A 15,667-nucleotide genomic window follows, 5' to 3' on the forward strand; every position below is an offset into this window, starting at 1 on the left:
TTATGGTCAATAGCGATGCGGCGGGGTTGATTCGCAAGCCCGTACGATTCCGCATGCCTGACGGCAGCTTATCGACGACAGAAAGAGAAGTCCTTATCGAAACCTGAAGAATCCTGAATTGCGATTAAAGCCGGATTTAATTCAACCGGCTGATTCAGGCAGCGAACGCCAGCGACGCGGCGGGACATTCGGACAGAGCTTGCACATGGCGCGTGAGCCAGTGTGCCTCGTCGGCTTGAGCGAGTTTGTCGAGCGCGAATGCACGCGTCACGCGCGGCATGCGGTAACGCATGGTCGCCGTCGTCGCGTGCGGCTCGGCCGTGACGAGGGACTTCGACACCAGCCCGCTGAGCCCTTCGATCACGAGATCCGCGTCGATGCGGGGGCAGGCGGCCAGCGTCATCGCCGCGCCAAGCTCGAACGCACTATCGAACACCGCGATCCGGCGCAGCACCGCCTGCTCGGTCGCATCGAGCCGCGCATGGCTCCATTCGAGCGTCGCGCCCAGCGTGCGCTGTCTTGCGGGCACGCCGCGCAGGCCATTGGGCAGCGCCAGCAATTGCGTGTCGAGTTGTGCGAGCAGCGGCCCCACGCCAATCAACGCGGCGCGGCGCGCGGCCAGCTCCAGTGCGAGCGGCAGACCGTCGAGCTGGCGGCAGAGCGTGGCTACCATGTCCAGCGGCGGCGTGACCATCGGGTTGCCGTTGTCGCCCGCGCACAAGTGGCGCAGGAATAGCTGCACGGCGGCACTCGCGCGCACCGGCTCCTCAAGCGCAGCTTGCGCCTCGCGCGCCTCATGCGGCGGCAAGGCAAGCGGCGCGACCCGATAGACGCGCTCACCGGCAATCCGCAGCGGCTCGCGGCTAGTCGCCACCACGCGCGCCTGCGGATACGCTGCGCCCAGCGCATGGCAGAACGCCGCCGCCTCGTCGATCGCGCTCTCGCAGCCGTCCACCACAAACAGCGTGTGGCGGGCGGCGGCCTGATCGAAGTCCGGCAGGCGCGGCACGGCGTGCGCCGCGCAATGCGCCATTTCCGCGCAGAAGTCGATGTAGCGGATTCCCGCGCCGGTGCCCGCGCTGTACGCGTAGGCCAGTTCGCACGCGAGCGCGCTCTTGCCCACGCCACCCGTGCCCACCAGGGTCAGCAGCGTGGTGCACTCAAGCAGTGCGAGCAGGTTGGCGAGCGGCTCGTCACGGCCGATCAGCGCCATGCGGGGCACGGCGCGCGGCCAGACGTCGTTGCGCAGCGCGGGGGCGGGTGCAGGCGTGGCGCAGGCTGCCGGGGCGGCGCGCGGCGCATCGACTTGCACCACGGCGCGCGGGTCTGGCGCGGCGAGCCGGTAGCCCCGGCCCGCGACCGTGCGGATCCAGCCGTCCTTGCCGCCCAGCAGCTTGCGCAAAGCGGAGATATGCACCTGAATGTTGTTGTCGATGACGATGGTGCTGGGCCACACGGCGTGGAAGATATCGTCCTTCGACACGATGCTGCCGTCCGCCTCGATCAGGAGCGCGAGGATGTCGAATGCACGCGCGCTCAGTGGATGCGGCTGCCCATCCAGAAAGAGTTCGCGGCTGGCCAGCGACACGCTCACCCGGTCGAACTGGTGCATGGTTTCCTCGCCATCTCTGTGCTCGTTATTCGCTCTATTGCGCGTTCGCGCAGCGGCCCGGACACCGTTGCATCGTGTCGTTAAGCGAATCGTAGGGTTTCGTCGGCGCTTGTTCCATCATCCATAGGTGTGGCTGTGCTACCGGTAACACCCGCACGCCTGACCGGAAGAACGCGAATCGGGGCGCCGCGCGCCGCGACCCGGGCGGCGAGCCTTCTGGACGCGCCTTGCGCGCGGTTCGCGCGCCACTCATACGAAGGTATTAGGCGGTCTGCGCTCGGGATAGCACGACCGGGACATATTCCCGACAACTTCTGACAACCGCGCGTCAATCCACGACAGGCGCCGCGAACAAATATGACATGCCCTATACTGCCAGTCCGACGGCGCCGGCTTGCCGCGCCGGTATCGACGCTCCCGGAGATCGTGCCCGTGACCACCGAGACCCCCTCCCCGCGCGCCCATTCCACTCAAGCCACGCCCGCCCAGGCCGCACCATCCGTGCGCGACGGTTTCGGCTGCTCGCTGGAGCGGCTCGCGCTGAGCCAGCAACTGGACGCAGGCGAGCTGAACCTGCACCGCAAACATGCACGCGAGCGCATCTTCGGCCAGGTCGAGACGCCAGCGGAGGATCGCGGCTTTCTGGTTGGCGTGTCGCTGCAAGGCGGCCACCGGCGGCGCATCATGCGCAACGGCGCGGCGAGCGCGCACGACTTCGGCGAGCACGCGCTTTATGTGCGCGATTTCGACGACAACTATCGCGCCGACCTGTCCGGCTCGTTCGACTTCGTGCTCGTGGAGGTGCCGCGTGCGTGGCTGGAACGCCTGGGCGCCGATGCTTCGCGCCATCGCGTGACGGGTCTCTCGCGCGTGACTGGCCAGCACGACGACGTGTTCGGCCATCTCGCCCGCGCGCTGCTGCCCGCCTTCGATCAGCCCGAAGCGCACAGTCCGCTCTTTCTCGAACAGATTGGCCTTGCGATGGGCCAGCATCTGGTCGCGCGCTACGGCGGCGTGAGTGCAGGCGCGGCGCAGCGGCGCGCGACGCTGTCGCGCTGGCAGGAGACGCGCGCCAAGGAACTGCTGCTCGACGGCGCGGGCGCGCACGCGGGCATTTCGGTCGAAGCGATCGCCGCCGAATGCCGTCTGTCGGCGAGCTATTTCATTCGTGCGTTTCGCGGCTCGACGGGCTACACGCCGTATCAATGGCAGCTCGCGCAGCGCATCGCCCAGGCGCAGGGCATGCTCGCGCACAGCACGCTCACGCTCGTCGAAATCGCCAACGCCTGCGGTTTCTCCGACCAGACGCATTTCACGCGCATGTTCTCGAAAGCGGTCGGCACGGCGCCCGGCGCGTGGCGGCGGCAGAATGCGACGATGAACGCGACGGCGTCCTGAGCCCAAAATTCGCTGCGCGATTTTCGCCAAAACGCTCCGATAACCAACAAGACACCGGGTTTACGCCACGTTAGGATGTCCCCACGCATGCCGTCCGATTCATGCGCGCATCCGGAACCGACACGTGAACCTGCAGTCCAGCACCGACGCCCCTTCCCCTTCTCCCAGCGACTCGCCGACGGTCTACATCGTCGACGACGACGAGGCCGTCAACGAGGCGCTCTGCATGCTGGTGCGCTCGGTGGGCCTGGACGCGCGCGGCTTTCTGAATGCACAGGCGTTCCTGGATTGCACGCGCGGCGGCGAGCCGTGCTGCCTCGTGCTCGACGTACGCCTGCGCGGCAATAGCGGCCTCACGCTGCAGGACACGCTCAACCGCATGGGCGACCCGATTCCCGTCGTCGTCATCACCGGCCACGGCGACGTGCCGATGAGCGTGCGCGTGATGAAGGCCGGCGCGACCGACTTCCTCACCAAGCCGTTCCGCGACCAGGATTTTCTCGATGCGATTTCGGCGTCGCTCGCGCGCGACCGTGCGCGCCTTGCGCAGAGCCGCGCCAATGACGATGTGGCCGCGCGCTACGAATCGATGTCGCAGCGCGAGCGCGAGGTGATGTCGCTCGCGGCGTCGGGCCGCATGAACAAGCAGATCGCCGACGAGCTCGGCATTAGCGAAGTCACGGTGAAGATCCATCGCGGCAGTGCGATGCGCAAGATGCAGGCGCGTTCGTTCGCGGAACTGGTGATCCTCGCGCATCGCCTGGGCGTTGCGCAGGCGCTCGCCGGGGAATGGATGCCCGCGCCCGTTCGCGGCTAGCGGCTAGCGGCTAGCGGCTAGCGGCTAGCCCAGCCGCGCCTGCACGAACGCCAGCAGCGCGCGCACCTTGCTCGAATGGCGGCGATTAGGCAGCCACGCCGCGTAGACGACGGCCTCGCGGCCCTGGGCGGTGACGCGATAATCGGCAAAGAGCCGCTCCAGCGCGCCATCGGCGACTTCTTCCTGCACGAGCCATTGCGGCAATAACGCCACGCCTTGTCCCGCGCGCACGGCGTCGCGCAACATGTCGACGTTGTTCGTCACGAGCCGTCCGCGCACGTTCACCACTTCGGACTCCTCTTCCTGCTCGCGCGCGAAGCTCCAGGCCTGGCGCGCCCGATAGCCTCCGCCGTAGCCGATGCGCGCGCATTCGTGCCCGGCCAGATCGGCAGGCGTGACGGGCGTGCCCGCGCGCGCGAGGTAATCGGCGTTCGCCACCACCCAGCGCGGGTTCTCCTGCAAGGTGCGCACGATCAGGTGCGGGTCGCTTGCCGGCACGCCAATGCGCACCGCCACGTCGATGCGCTCCAGCGCGAGATCGACGTAATGATCGGCCACCAGCACGTCCAGCGACACGCGTGGATGCTCGCGCACGAACGCCGCCAGATGCGGCCCGAGCACGGCGCGGCAATAGGCAGACGGCACGGTGATGCGTAGCGCGCCCGCCACTTCCGCGCCGCGATCGAGCACGCTTTCATCGGCTTCGGCCAGTTCGTCGAGCAGACGCGAGACCTGTTCGACGTAGGCCGCGCCCGCGTCGGTGAGGCTCACGCGGCGCGGCGTACGCGTGAGCAGCGCCACGCCGAGCGACGCTTCGAGGCTGTCCATCAGCCGCATCACCGACGAGGTGGCCACGCCCAGCCGTCGTGCGGCCTTCGCGAATCCGCCGCTATCGGCGACTTCGAGCAGCGTGGTAAGAGCGAGCAGTTTATCCATGCGCGCCATTATGCCCGCGCATCGCGCGCTGGCCCCTCCTGCGGCCCTTCCTGTGGCCGCTCCCGCTGCCTCTCGCGGGCGTTTCCAGGCGCACCACCAGTTCTTTTAAGGTCGCGCCAAAGGATTTTTAAGACGCGGCCTGTCACGCTTGCTGTCGTGGCGCAGTTGCCCGGCTCTCATTGCGCGCCACGCAACGCAAGCTTGCGCCGTGGCCATATTCCGGCGCCATCGCCCCGCGCCTAAGCTTTGCGCTGTCGTGATCCATCGAGATCCATCCGTTCAAGGAGCCTGGAATGTCTACGCCTTCGCGCGCAGTCAAGACCGGCGGCGAATCGAGCCAGACCGCCGCCAACCTGACTGCAGGACTTGTCGCACTGTTCGCCTTCAGCTGCGGTGCGATCGTCGCCAACCTTTATTACGCGCAGCCGATCACCGAGTTGGTCGCGCCGTCGCTGCACCTGTCGAATGGCGCCGCCAGCCTGATCGTTTCGCTCACGCAGATCGGCTATGCGCTCGGCCTGTTCTTCATCGTGCCGCTCGGCGACCTGGTGGAAAACCGCAAGCTGATGATCGCCACCGCGCTCGTCTCGATTGCGAGCCTTGCCGCTGCCGCCGTCACGCATGGCGCGGGCGCGTTCCTCGTGCTGTCGCTGCTGATTGGCTTCAGCTCGGTCGCCGTGCAGATCCTCGTGCCGCTCGCCGCGCATCTCGCGCCCGACCATGCGCGCGGACGCATCGTCGGCACGATCATGGGCGGGCTGCTGCTCGGCATCCTGCTGGCGCGCCCGATCTCCAGCGTGGTGGCCGGATGGTTCGGCTGGCGCGTGGTGTTCGGCTCGGCGGCGGTGCTGATGACGCTCGTGACCGGCGTGCTCGCGCTGACGATCCCGCGCCGCCAGCCCGAGCATCGCGCGACCTATTTCGCACTGATCGGCTCGCTGCTGCATCTCGTGCGCACCATGCCCGTGCTGCGTCATCGCGCGCTTTATCAGGGCCTCATGTTCGCGTCGTTCAGCCTGTTCTGGACTGCCGTGCCCATCGAACTGACGCGCCATTACGGTCTCTCGCAGGGCGGCATCGGCCTGTTCGCGCTGGTCGGCGCAATCGGCGCGACGTCGGCGCCCATCGCCGGACGGCTTGCCGATGCGGGGCATTCGGTGCGCGCGACCTTGATCGCGCTCGTGGTGGGCGCGCTCGCTTACGCCACGACGCTGGTGCAAAGCTCGACCGGCGTGGCGGGCCTCGTGGCGACCGGCGTGCTGCTCGACTTCGCGGTGCAGATGAGCATGGTGCTGGGCCAACGCGAGATCTACGCGCTGCATGCCGCCAGCCGCAATCGCCTGAACGCGCTCTATATGACGAGCATTTTCGTGGGCGGCGCAATCGGCTCCGCGATGGCGAGCGTGCTCTACGAACACGGCGGCTGGCCGCTCGTGGCGGGTGTCGCCGCGGCCTTTCCGCTGCTCGCGCTCGCGCACTTTCTGATCGTCGGCGGCCCGCATGCGGTCAAGCACGCGCGAGGGCAGGCTGCGTAACCGACGGCTTTCTTCACAGGGGAAATTTCGATGTCCGCACTTTCGCATCTCTTGCCGCTCCCGAAGGTGCGGCCATGAACCGCAAACGCTGGTTGATCGGCGCGGCGGGGGTCGTTATTGCGGGTCTCGCGGTCGTGGCGGCAATGCTCTACGAACCGGCCATCGCGCCGCAGGCGCCGCCCGCGCCGACGGCGTTCAGCACGCAACTCAAGCTTGAAGGCGCGCGCGTGGTGGCGCTCGGCGACTGTGTCGTGTGCCACACGAAAGCCGGCGGCCGCCCCTTCGCGGGCGGCTTGCCGCTCGCCACGCCGTTCGGCACGATCTACGCGACCAATATCACGCCCGATGTGCAGACCGGCATCGGCGCGTGGTCGCAGGCGGCATTCGCGCGCGCCCTGCGTCACGGCATCGCGCGCGACGGGCATCAGCTTTATCCCGCGTTTCCGTATGTGCATTTCACGCGCATGTCCGATCACGACATCGCGGCGGCCTACGCGTACCTGATGAGCCGCGAGCCGGTCAGCCAGACGACGCCGCCCAATGCGCTGATTTTTCCGCTCAATTTCAGGCCGCTGGTCGCGTTCTGGAACGTGCTGTTCTTGCGGCCCGGCCCGCACGATGAAGTTGCCACCCGTGACGCGCAATGGAATCGCGGCAAGCAGCTTGTCGATGGACTGGGCCATTGCGCGTCGTGCCATTCGCCGCTCAATGCGATTGGCGGCGAAAAGCTCGGCCATGCGTTCGACGGCGGCATCGTCGACGGCTGGGATGCGCCCGCGCTCAATGCGCTCGGGCAAGCCGCGAAGCCGTGGAGCCAGGCCCAGCTCGTCACGTATCTGCGCACTGGCCGTGCGTCCGAACATGGCGCGGCGGCAGGGCCAATGCTGCCGGTCACGCGCGACCTGGCGAGCGTCCCGCCCGAGGACGTGGAGGCCATCTCGGCCTACATCCTGTCGATTCAAAAGCCTGCGGGCGCGGGGAGCGCGGCGAACGTAGTGAACGTTGCGGCGGCCGCCACCGCGCCGGGCGAGGCGCAACAGCGCGGCGCGGTGCTCTTCGCCGCTTCCTGCGCGCAATGTCACGGCCCCGCTGCGCCGATGCAGGCGATCGGCCAGCGCCCGACGCTCGCGTTCAGCACCGCGGTCAACGCCGCCACGCCGCGCAACGCGATCCAGATGATGTTGAACGGCATCGGCTGGCACGGCGAGGACGCCATGAACTACATGCCCGCATTCGCCGCGCTCTACGACGACCGCCAGGTCGCCGATCTCGCCGCTTACCTGCGCGGCGCGTACACGACAAAAACCGCATGGCCGGACGCCCAGGCGCTCGCCGCCCAGCTCAGACAACAGGACAACGCACGATGACTACGACGCTCAACGTGAACGGCCAGAACCACACCCTCGACATCGATCCGTCGACGCCGCTGCTCTACGCGCTGCGTAACGACCTGCATCTGCATGGCGCGAAATTCGGCTGCGGCCTCGGTCAATGCGGCGCCTGCACGGTGCTGCTGGACGGCAAGCCGACCTTCTCCTGTCTCGTGCCCGTGAGCGCCATCGGCACACGCACGGTGCGCACCCTGGAAAGCCTCGGCACCACGCAGCAGCCCGGCGCGCTCCAGCGCGCGTTCATCAAGCATCAGGCGGCGCAATGCGGCTACTGCATCGCGGGCATGATCATGCGCGCGCAGGCGCTGCTCGAACGCAATCCGCACCCGAGCGAAGCCGAATTGCGCGAGCACATGGAGCCCAACCTCTGCCGCTGCGGCACCCATATGCGCATCCTTGCGGCAGTGCGCGAAGTGGCGGGTTTGCCCGATACACGTTCTGAAACGTTGCGCTCGCAACCGCTTGCGGCGTCGGCGACCGTGGAGGCGCACAAAGAATGAGCCATTCCGATAACGCATTCGACCCGCACGAGCCGCTTGCGGCGATTGAGCCGATCGACCCGGGCCGCCGCCGTTTCATGCGCTCGGGCGCGCTGTTCGTCGCTTTCAGCCTGGTTCCGGGCGTCGATGTCTTCGCGCAGCAGGTCATCGCCGATGAAGGCAAGGCCATCACGGTCTCGCGCAAGACCCAGGCGCTGGCGGGCAGCCTCAAGACCAATCCGCTGCTGGATGCGTGGATCAAGATTGCGCCCGACGGCCACGTAACCGTGTTCACCGGCAAGGTGGAGCTGGGCACGGGCGTGCGCACCGCCCTGCTCCAGGTGGCCGCCGAGGAGCTGAACATGACGCCCTCGCTCATTACCTTCCTGACGGCGGACACGGGAGCCTCGCCCGATGAAGGGCTGACCGCCGGCAGCCACACCATCGCCGATAGCGGCAGCGCATTGCTCAACGCGGCGGCGCAGGTGCGCGGCCTGCTGATGGATGCGGCGGCAAAACACTTCGGCATACCAGGGAATACGCTGAGCGCACAGGACGGCGTGATCCGCGCGCCCGATGGCCGCACGATCAGCTATGGCGCAGCCGTCTCGCTCGTCGACCTGCATCGCAATGCCGAGCCGGTTTCGCCGCTCAAGGATCCGAGCACGTTCCGCGTGATTGGCACGTCGCTGCCGCGCGTCGATATTCCCGGCAAGGTGACGGGCGGCGCGAGCTACGTACAAGATATGCAGTTGCCCGGCATGCTGCACGCGCGCGTGGTCATGCCGCCGGTCTACGACGCGAAACTACTGGGCTTCGACGAAGCCGCCATCGGCAAGATGCCGGGCGTGGTGAAGATCGTGCGCGATGGCAGCGTGCTCGCCGTGGTGGCGAGCGGCGAATGGCAGGCCGTCGTGGCACAGCGCGCCCTGAGCGCGAGTTGCCGCTGGACGCCGGGACGCGCGCTGCCCGATCCGGCCGCGGTGCATCGCGACCTCAAGCGCATCGCCACGCGCGACATCCCCATCGCCAGCCAGCACACGCCTGCCGCGCCCGCCGTCAAGACGCTGCACGCCACGTTTCTGAAGGACTATTTGCTGCACGGCTCGATTGGCCCGTCTTGCGCGGTGGCGCAACTGGAGAACGGCAAGCTCACGGTCTGGACGCATTCGCAGGGCGTCTATCCGCTGCGCGACGCGCTTGCCGAAATGCTGTCGATGCCAAAAGACGACGTGCGCTGCATCCACACCGAAGGCTCCGGCTGCTACGGCCACAACGGCGCGGACGACGTGGCCACGCACGCCGCACTGATCGCCCACGCCATGCCGGGCCATCCGGTTCGCGTGCAGTGGATGCGCGAGCAGGAACACACGTGGGATCATTTCACCCCCGCGATGGTCACCGAAGTACGCGCCTCGCTCGACGCGCAAGGCCGCATCGTCGACTGGCAGTACGCGCTGTGGAGCAGTTCGCACAACGAGCGCATCGTCAACGCGGGGCGACTGCTGCCCGCGCGCATGCTGGAAAAGCCTTTCGTACCCGCACCGTCCGAGCCGATGGTGCAGCCCGAGGGCGGCGGCGACCGCAACGCCATTCCGCTCTACGCGCTGCCCAATATCGAGGTGATGAATCACTTCTCGCCGACCATGCCGCTGCAAACCTCGGCGATGCGCTCGCTTGGCGCGCACACCAATATCTTCGCAATCGAAAGCTTCATGGACGAACTGGCCCACGCCGCCGGTGTCGATCCCGTGGAGTTTCGTCTGAGGCATATGGCCGACCCGCGCGCGCGCGACGTCATTCAACTGGCGGCGCAGCACTTCGGCTGGCCCAGGCCGCCACGCGCGCGCAATCGCGGTGTGGGTTTTGGTTTCGCCAGGTACAAGAATCTGATGGCGTATGTGGCGATCGCCGTTGAGATTTCCGTCGAACCGGAAACCGGGCAAGTCACGCTGGAACATGCAGAAGTCGCCGTGGATTCCGGCCAGATCGTCAGTCCGGACGGCATCCGCAACCAGATTGAAGGCGGCGTGATTCAATCGGCAAGCTGGACGCTGCACGAATCGTTACGCTTTGATACCGAACGCATTCGCAGTTTCGACTGGAGCAGCTATCCGATCCTGCGGTATTCGTCGGTGCCGAAAAGCCTCAACGTACATTTGATCGACCGGCCCGGCGCACCGTTTCTGGGCGCGGCCGAAGCGTCGATGGGGCCGACGGCGGGCGCACTGGGCAACGCGCTATTCGATGCGACCGGTCAGCGCGTGCGCGAAATGCCGCTCGCGGGCGACAGATTGCGGCGCTTGATTGAGGTTTAAGCGCGCCTTAAACTCGGCCCGAGCGCGGCCCGAGGTTTTAATCCGGCGCGACGCCTAGGTAATTCGGCGCTGACGCCGGAAAAAATTCCACAGTAGCGCCGTGGCGTCCGGCCCGCGCGCCGAATGAAACGGCTCGCTGGGATCGCCGCCGCTCCACGCGTGCCCAAGGCCGCGCACGATGCATTGCCGCACCACGTTGCGCCCGCCTTTTACATAGTCGATGTAATCCGCGCCATCGCGGCTATAAAAGCGCTCCTCGCCCACGCGCAATTCGCCTTGCGCATCGACCAGCCGGTTCAAGCGCGCGAACTGAAGCGTCAATTGCTCCGCATTACGCTTTGTGACGACCGCGTCGAGTTCGCCGTGCACGATCACGGTTGGCATGCCGGGATAGTGATTCACGTCCACGCGCGTGTCGATCAGCTGCACCGGGTTGTCCCGCGTGCCCCGGCGCATCACGCTCATTGCCGTCATGGTGGACGTCGCCGCGCCAAATACCGGCCCCGAATGCAGCCCGATTGCGGCAAACAAACGCGGATCGGCAATCGCCAAAGCCGTCGCCAGGCCCGCGCCCGCCGAAATCCCCGCGAGATAGACCCGCTGCGCGTCAAAGCCATATTCGCCGACGATCGCTTCGACCAGCGAAGCGACCGCTGGCGCTTCGGTATTGGCGGGATCGTCATGCCAATGCCAGCAGCCTTGCGCATGCGCCGTTTTTGCCTGCTCGGGTAATAGAACCGCAAAACCCGCACGCTCTGCGCGCTGGCAAATACGGGTGCCGCGCGCAAACGATTCAGCCGTTTGTTTGCAGCCGTGCAGCATCACGACGAGCGGCAAATTAACGGTAGAAGCGCTGGTTTCGGGTAAATACAGCGCGTAGGCGAGATGATTGACGAGACGCCCGGCAGTGGGCGGCGCGGAATGAAACGAGCGGAGCCAGCGGCCTGGCAATACCTTTTCCGGCGCTTTTGAACGGGATTTTGGCGTTGCGCTTGCAGGCGCTCCCGCCGTGGATGAAACGCGCTTTGCGCGCTTGACGGTGGCGTTTGTGGAGATCTTGACGGCTGCGGTTTTACGCCGGGTAGCCTTTTTCTTCGGCGGCGCCATGACGCTTGCGAGCAGGTCTAAACCTCGAAGCCAGACGCTGGATTTTTTCCTGGGCATGGCGTGGGCGGTGACAGCGAAGCGGCGCGGCAAGAACAGCAAAGAGCCGCAAATAGCCCGGGCGTCCGCAATGAACGCCCGGCGAATTCAGCCAATACTGGAGTACGGTAAACCCAATCGAGCAGATGACGCGAGCGGTGTTGCAGCCGCTCACGGCACCCACGGTAAAGGCCGGTTACGCCAATCGAGGCGGCCGGCCTTTGTGCGCGTTAAGCCGCTGCGGCCGGAGCGGCAGCCGCTTGCTCGGCAACGGCGCGCGGCTTGCGCGGCGCACGCGTCTTCTTTGCCGGAGCGGGAGCGGCAGCGCTAGTCGCCGCCTTGCGGCCGCGCTTTGCCACGCCGGTCTTCGTCGCTGCTGCGGACTTTGCCGCTGCGCGCTTGAAGCCCGGCTTCGGGCCGCGCTTGGCGCCGGTCGTCTTGGCCGCAGCCTTCGGTGCGGCAGCCGCCGTTGCGCCTTCAATCAGGAATTTCGAGCGATCCTTGACGTCGCGAATCCACAGCGGTGCACGGCCACGGCCAGTCCACGTCGCGCCGGTTTTCGGATCGGCGTATTTCGGCGCCACGTGATGCACCGAAGCGCGCGGCGCTTTTGCCACGCCATTGGCAGCCTTCGCGCCCGGCTTGCGGCCGCGCTTCTTGCCGACGAAGGTTTCGATATCGGCGACGCTCAAGCCATGCTTGTGCATTAGGTCACGAATCTTCGTGAGACCCACCGACGCCTGCTTTTGCGAAAGCATGTCCGCCTGTTTTTGCAGCTTTGCGATCTTCAGGTTGATCGCGTCCAAAGTCACCATACTCACCTCCCTTATCGGATTTCGTCTCCAGACGCCTGTAGAAACTTCGTTTGCATGGCGAAGTTTGGCCTGGTCCATATCGGCAATTGCCATCGTGGCAACCGGATTATGGCGGTAAAGAGCCCGCAGGTGCAAACTCATTGAATGACATTCAGCAATTCGCAGGCCCACTAGCGCTTAAATGACCAGGAAATTTTTCCGATTCCTTTCATCCGGTTACTTTCGATCTCGCTTGAACGCTCTTGCTCTCTCTAAAAACCGAAAAATAGCGTGGACGAAATGCTTTCAAAGTTCAGGATACAGAGTTTGAAAAAATGAAACTTCCTGGGTGGCCGCGAACAGTTTCAAAGCAGCACTGCTGTTGCTTGCCCGAGCGCGTAGCTCGCCGTGCGTGTGCAATTATTGGCAATACACCTAAAGGCTAGTTGTCTGGCAAAAGCAATGGCGCGGAGTTTGCGCGAGCGCCGTGGAATGGATTTCGTCGCGCTGCGTGTCGCTGGGCGTGCGTGACGCACTCTGCGCCAATACATCAGATGATCTAAAATACACCTTGCAGATGGCGTTGCCGTGCGACCTTCTGTGTTTCGATTCCGCTGACCGCTGTTGTTTTTTCACCCAGCCTGAACTGACCGAACCTTGCATACGATGCATACGGTTGAGGTCTTGTGTGTCGCTTCCTGTCGTTTCTGTTCGCACCATGCGACGCCATTGCGCCATACGCCTGCGTCATCATCAACGGCAGCCTTCCTCCACCCGGTAGTCGCCGATTGGGAAATTGACCGCCCGGCTCATGCTTGCACAGACGGTGTTATCGATCACATTCCATCACATCAATATCCGGCCCACGCTTTTCGACTGCTTTAGACCTTGCTTTAGACCTAACCGATGAATGCACCTGTAGAAACTCCTCTTCGCGCCCAGGCTGCCGAAACGGGCGGCACGCCGCCGCTTATCGAGCCACCGCATGGACTCGGTCTCGCCGAACTCTCGCTCGCGCTGGGCGGCTTTGCAATCGGCACGGCTGAATTCGCCGCCATGGGCATTCTTCCGGAAATGGCCGGCGACCTGCACGTCTCCATTCCCGACGCAGGGCACATGATCAGCGCCTATGCCGCCGGCGTCGTGGTCGGCGCGCCGCTCATCACCGTGCTGCTTGCAAGAATGCCGCGCCGCGCGCTGCTGATCGTGCTGATGCTGCTCTATGCGATCGGCAATGGCGCGACGGCGATTTTCCATAGCTATGGGTTTGCGCTCGTGAGCCGCTTCATTGCCGGCCTGCCGCATGGCGCGTATTTCGGTCTCGCGGCGCTCGCCGCAGCCGCGCTGGTGCCGCCGCATAAACGCGGCGCGGCAATCGGCAAGGTCATGCTCGGCTTGAGCGTGGCGAACGTGATTGGCGTGCCCGCCGCCACCTGGCTCGGCCAGCTGCTCGGCTGGCAGGCCTGCTTCGCGTCGGTCGCGGTGATCGCGTTGATCACGGCGGGCATGATCGCGTATTCGGTGCCGACCTTGCCGATGTCGAGCAAGGCCAGTCCGCTCACCGAACTGGGCGCGCTGGGCCGTCCGCAGGTGTTGCTCACGCTGCTGGCGTCGGCGGTCGGGTTTGGCGGGATTTTTTCCGTTTACAGCTATGTGGCGTCCACGCTTACCGAAGTCACGCATCTGCCGAGCTATCACGTGCCCTGGGCGCTCGCGCTGATCGGCCTTGGCATGATCATCGGCAATATGGCTTGCGGCTGGTTTGCCGATCGCTGGCTCAAGCGCACGATGCTCGGCATGTACGCGTTTACGGCGGTCGTGCTGCTGGTGTTCGTCGTTGCCGCGCCGCATTTGTGGCTGATGCTGCCGGTGCTGTTCTGCGTCGGCTTTGGCTCCGCCTGCACGCCCGCTTTCCAGTCGCGCCTCATGGACGTGGCAGGCGACGCGCAATCGCTCGCCGCCGCGCTCAATCACAGCGCGTTCAATATCGCCAATGCGCTGGGCGCCTGGCTGGGCGGCATCGTGATCGCGGCGGGCTTCGGCTGGCTGGCGACGGGTTGGGTCGGCGCAATTCTCGCCGCGCTCGGCATTGTCGTGCTGATGATTTCGTTCGCGCTCGACCGTAAAGCCGCGAAATAAGCGGCAATAAAAAAGCGCCGGCACTTTGACGTTGCCGGCGCGAATGAATCGATGGTTGGCCGCGTAGCTGCGCTGCGCGGCCGAACTGCTTAATGCGGTTACTTAATGCGGTTACTGCATGTGCTGGCCGCCGTTGATTGGGATATTCGCGCCCGTCACGAAGCTGGCTTCATCCGAGCACAGGAACAGCACGAGCGCCGCCACTTCTTCCGGATTGCCCAGGCGGCCCATCGGGATCTGCGGCAGGATCTTCGTGTCGAGAATATCCTGGGCAATCGAAGTCACCATTTTCGTCGCCAGGTAACCCGGCGAAATCGTGTTGACCGTCACGCCCTTGCGCGCCACTTCCAGCGCCAGCGACTTCGTGAAGCCGTGCATGCCCGCCTTCGCCGCGGCGTAGTTGGTCTGGCCGACCGCGCCCTTCGAGCCGTTCACCGACGAGATATTGATGATGCGCCCCCACGAGCGCTCCACCATGCTGTCGCACAGCGGCTTCGAGATATTGAAGATCGAATCGAGATTCGTGCGCAGCACGGCGTCCCAATTGACCTTGTCGAGCTTGCGGAACGTCATGTCGCGGGTGATGCCCGCGTTATTGATCAGGATGTCGACCGGGCCGAGTTCGTTTTGAATCTTCTTCGCGCCGCGCTGGCACGAATCGTAATCGGCCACGTCGATCGAGTACGCATGAAAATCGCGACCAGCGTCCTGCTGGCGCGCCAACCAGTCCTTTGCCCCTGCGTTGTCCGGCGAGTGCGTCACCACGACCTTGTAGCCTGCGTCGTGCAGACGAACGCTGATGGCCTCGCCAAGGCCGCCCATACCACCCGTTACCAATGCAATACGCTTAGTCATCCTGTATATCCGCGAGAGAAGATAATCAATGGTCCTCGCAGCGCCCTATCGAAAGCGCCGCGTCTTACGAGGGCCGGAATCTTCGCATGGGGCACGAAGATTGCGCGGCATGGATCGCGCGATTTCTAGTTTGCATCAAATGATGCGCGAACTTTTTGCTAAATCGAATACAGCTTTTACTGCTTTATACGGAGTCGTCCGCCGCCTAAAAGCCCCCCGGCGGACGCCACTCGTTGCTTACGCAAGCATC

Annotated in this window: 12 protein-coding genes; 7 read left to right on the forward strand and 5 right to left on the reverse strand. The window is 65.2% G+C overall.

Annotated features, from left to right (window positions below; translation table 11 throughout):
• Positions 1 to 154 precede the first annotated feature (154 nt).
• Positions 155 to 1,612, reverse strand: a complete 1,458-nt coding sequence (locus BBA01S_RS42825) for a winged helix-turn-helix domain-containing protein (protein ID WP_042297908.1) — start codon at positions 1,610 to 1,612, stop codon at positions 155 to 157.
• Positions 1,613 to 2,044: 432 nt separating this feature from the next.
• Here BBA01S_RS42825 and BBA01S_RS25940 point away from each other — a divergent pair, with 432 nt between their 5' ends.
• Together BBA01S_RS25940 and BBA01S_RS25945 are read left to right on the forward strand one after the other, a co-directional pair.
• A complete protein-coding gene (locus BBA01S_RS25940) occupies positions 2,045 to 3,010 on the forward strand; it encodes a helix-turn-helix domain-containing protein (RefSeq protein ID WP_027818991.1) in 966 nt (321 codons plus the stop codon).
• Between the two features lie 130 nt (positions 3,011 to 3,140).
• Positions 3,141 to 3,827 (forward strand): response regulator transcription factor, encoded by a 687-nt coding sequence (locus BBA01S_RS25945; RefSeq protein ID WP_027818992.1) that lies wholly within the window; start codon positions 3,141 to 3,143, stop codon positions 3,825 to 3,827.
• A 24-nt stretch (positions 3,828 to 3,851) separates the two neighbouring features.
• Here BBA01S_RS25945 and BBA01S_RS25950 read toward each other — a convergent pair whose 3' ends face one another.
• Positions 3,852 to 4,763, reverse strand: a complete 912-nt coding sequence (locus BBA01S_RS25950) for a LysR family transcriptional regulator (protein WP_027818993.1) — start codon at positions 4,761 to 4,763, stop codon at positions 3,852 to 3,854.
• A gap of 293 nt (positions 4,764 to 5,056) precedes the next feature.
• On the opposite strand from BBA01S_RS25950, the gene BBA01S_RS25955 reads away from it, so the two are divergent.
• From BBA01S_RS25955 to BBA01S_RS25970, 4 genes are all read left to right on the forward strand, one after another.
• A complete protein-coding gene (locus tag BBA01S_RS25955; protein WP_027818994.1) occupies positions 5,057 to 6,298 on the forward strand; it encodes an MFS transporter in 1,242 nt (413 codons plus the stop codon).
• 74 nt (positions 6,299 to 6,372) lie between these two features.
• Positions 6,373 to 7,665 carry a cytochrome c gene (locus tag BBA01S_RS25960; protein ID WP_027818995.1) on the forward strand — a complete coding sequence of 431 codons (1,293 nt, stop codon included), beginning with the start codon at positions 6,373 to 6,375 and terminating at the stop codon, positions 7,663 to 7,665.
• On the forward strand, positions 7,662 to 8,189 hold the full coding sequence (locus tag BBA01S_RS42830) for a (2Fe-2S)-binding protein (RefSeq protein ID WP_042297910.1): 528 nt from the start codon (positions 7,662 to 7,664) through the stop codon (positions 8,187 to 8,189). Before BBA01S_RS25960 ends, BBA01S_RS42830 begins: the two co-directional genes overlap by 4 nt.
• The gene (locus BBA01S_RS25970; protein ID WP_042297911.1) at positions 8,186 to 10,486 is read left to right on the forward strand and encodes a xanthine dehydrogenase family protein molybdopterin-binding subunit; all 2,301 of its coding nucleotides are present in this window, start codon (positions 8,186 to 8,188) and stop codon (positions 10,484 to 10,486) included. Before BBA01S_RS42830 ends, BBA01S_RS25970 begins: the two co-directional genes overlap by 4 nt.
• Before the next feature lie 54 nt (positions 10,487 to 10,540).
• On the opposite strand, the gene BBA01S_RS25975 is transcribed toward BBA01S_RS25970, so the two are convergent.
• Positions 10,541 to 11,650 (reverse strand): extracellular catalytic domain type 1 short-chain-length polyhydroxyalkanoate depolymerase, encoded by a 1,110-nt coding sequence (locus tag BBA01S_RS25975; RefSeq protein WP_027818997.1) that lies wholly within the window; start codon positions 11,648 to 11,650, stop codon positions 10,541 to 10,543.
• A gap of 209 nt (positions 11,651 to 11,859) precedes the next feature.
• Positions 11,860 to 12,444, reverse strand: a complete 585-nt coding sequence (locus tag BBA01S_RS42835) for an H-NS histone family protein (protein ID WP_042297912.1) — start codon at positions 12,442 to 12,444, stop codon at positions 11,860 to 11,862.
• Between the two features lie 885 nt (positions 12,445 to 13,329).
• Here BBA01S_RS42835 and BBA01S_RS25985 point away from each other — a divergent pair.
• Positions 13,330 to 14,562, forward strand: a complete 1,233-nt coding sequence (locus tag BBA01S_RS25985; protein WP_084162548.1) for an MFS transporter — start codon at positions 13,330 to 13,332, stop codon at positions 14,560 to 14,562.
• Positions 14,563 to 14,673: 111 nt separating this feature from the next.
• Here BBA01S_RS25985 and phbB read toward each other — a convergent pair whose 3' ends face one another.
• Positions 14,674 to 15,417 (reverse strand): acetoacetyl-CoA reductase, encoded by a 744-nt coding sequence (gene phbB / locus BBA01S_RS25990; RefSeq protein WP_084162549.1) that lies wholly within the window; start codon positions 15,415 to 15,417, stop codon positions 14,674 to 14,676.
• Positions 15,418 to 15,667 lie beyond the last annotated feature (250 nt).

The sequence above is a fragment of the Paraburkholderia bannensis NBRC 103871 genome (genome assembly GCF_000685015.1).
GTDB lineage: Bacteria > Pseudomonadota > Gammaproteobacteria > Burkholderiales > Burkholderiaceae > Paraburkholderia > Paraburkholderia bannensis.

Bases quoted from the DNA above. Each gene is read 5' to 3' on its own strand.
- BBA01S_RS42825 (WP_042297908.1), bottom strand. From the start codon at position 1,612: ATGCACCAGTTCGACCGGGTGAGCGTGTCGCTGGCCAGCCGCGAACTC.
- BBA01S_RS25950 (WP_027818993.1), bottom strand. From the start codon at position 4,763: ATGGATAAACTGCTCGCTCTTACCACGCTGCTCGAAGTCGCCGATAGC.
- BBA01S_RS25955 (WP_027818994.1), top strand. From the start codon at position 5,057: ATGTCTACGCCTTCGCGCGCAGTCAAGACCGGCGGCGAATCGAGCCAG.
- BBA01S_RS25960 (WP_027818995.1), top strand. From the start codon at position 6,373: ATGAACCGCAAACGCTGGTTGATCGGCGCGGCGGGGGTCGTTATTGCG.
- BBA01S_RS42830 (WP_042297910.1), top strand. From the start codon at position 7,662: ATGACTACGACGCTCAACGTGAACGGCCAGAACCACACCCTCGACATC.
- BBA01S_RS25970 (WP_042297911.1), top strand. From the start codon at position 8,186: ATGAGCCATTCCGATAACGCATTCGACCCGCACGAGCCGCTTGCGGCG.
- BBA01S_RS25975 (WP_027818997.1), bottom strand. From the start codon at position 11,650: ATGCCCAGGAAAAAATCCAGCGTCTGGCTTCGAGGTTTAGACCTGCTC.
- BBA01S_RS42835 (WP_042297912.1), bottom strand. From the start codon at position 12,444: ATGGTGACTTTGGACGCGATCAACCTGAAGATCGCAAAGCTGCAAAAA.
- BBA01S_RS25985 (WP_084162548.1), top strand. From the start codon at position 13,330: ATGAATGCACCTGTAGAAACTCCTCTTCGCGCCCAGGCTGCCGAAACG.
- phbB (WP_084162549.1), bottom strand. From the start codon at position 15,417: ATGACTAAGCGTATTGCATTGGTAACGGGTGGTATGGGCGGCCTTGGC.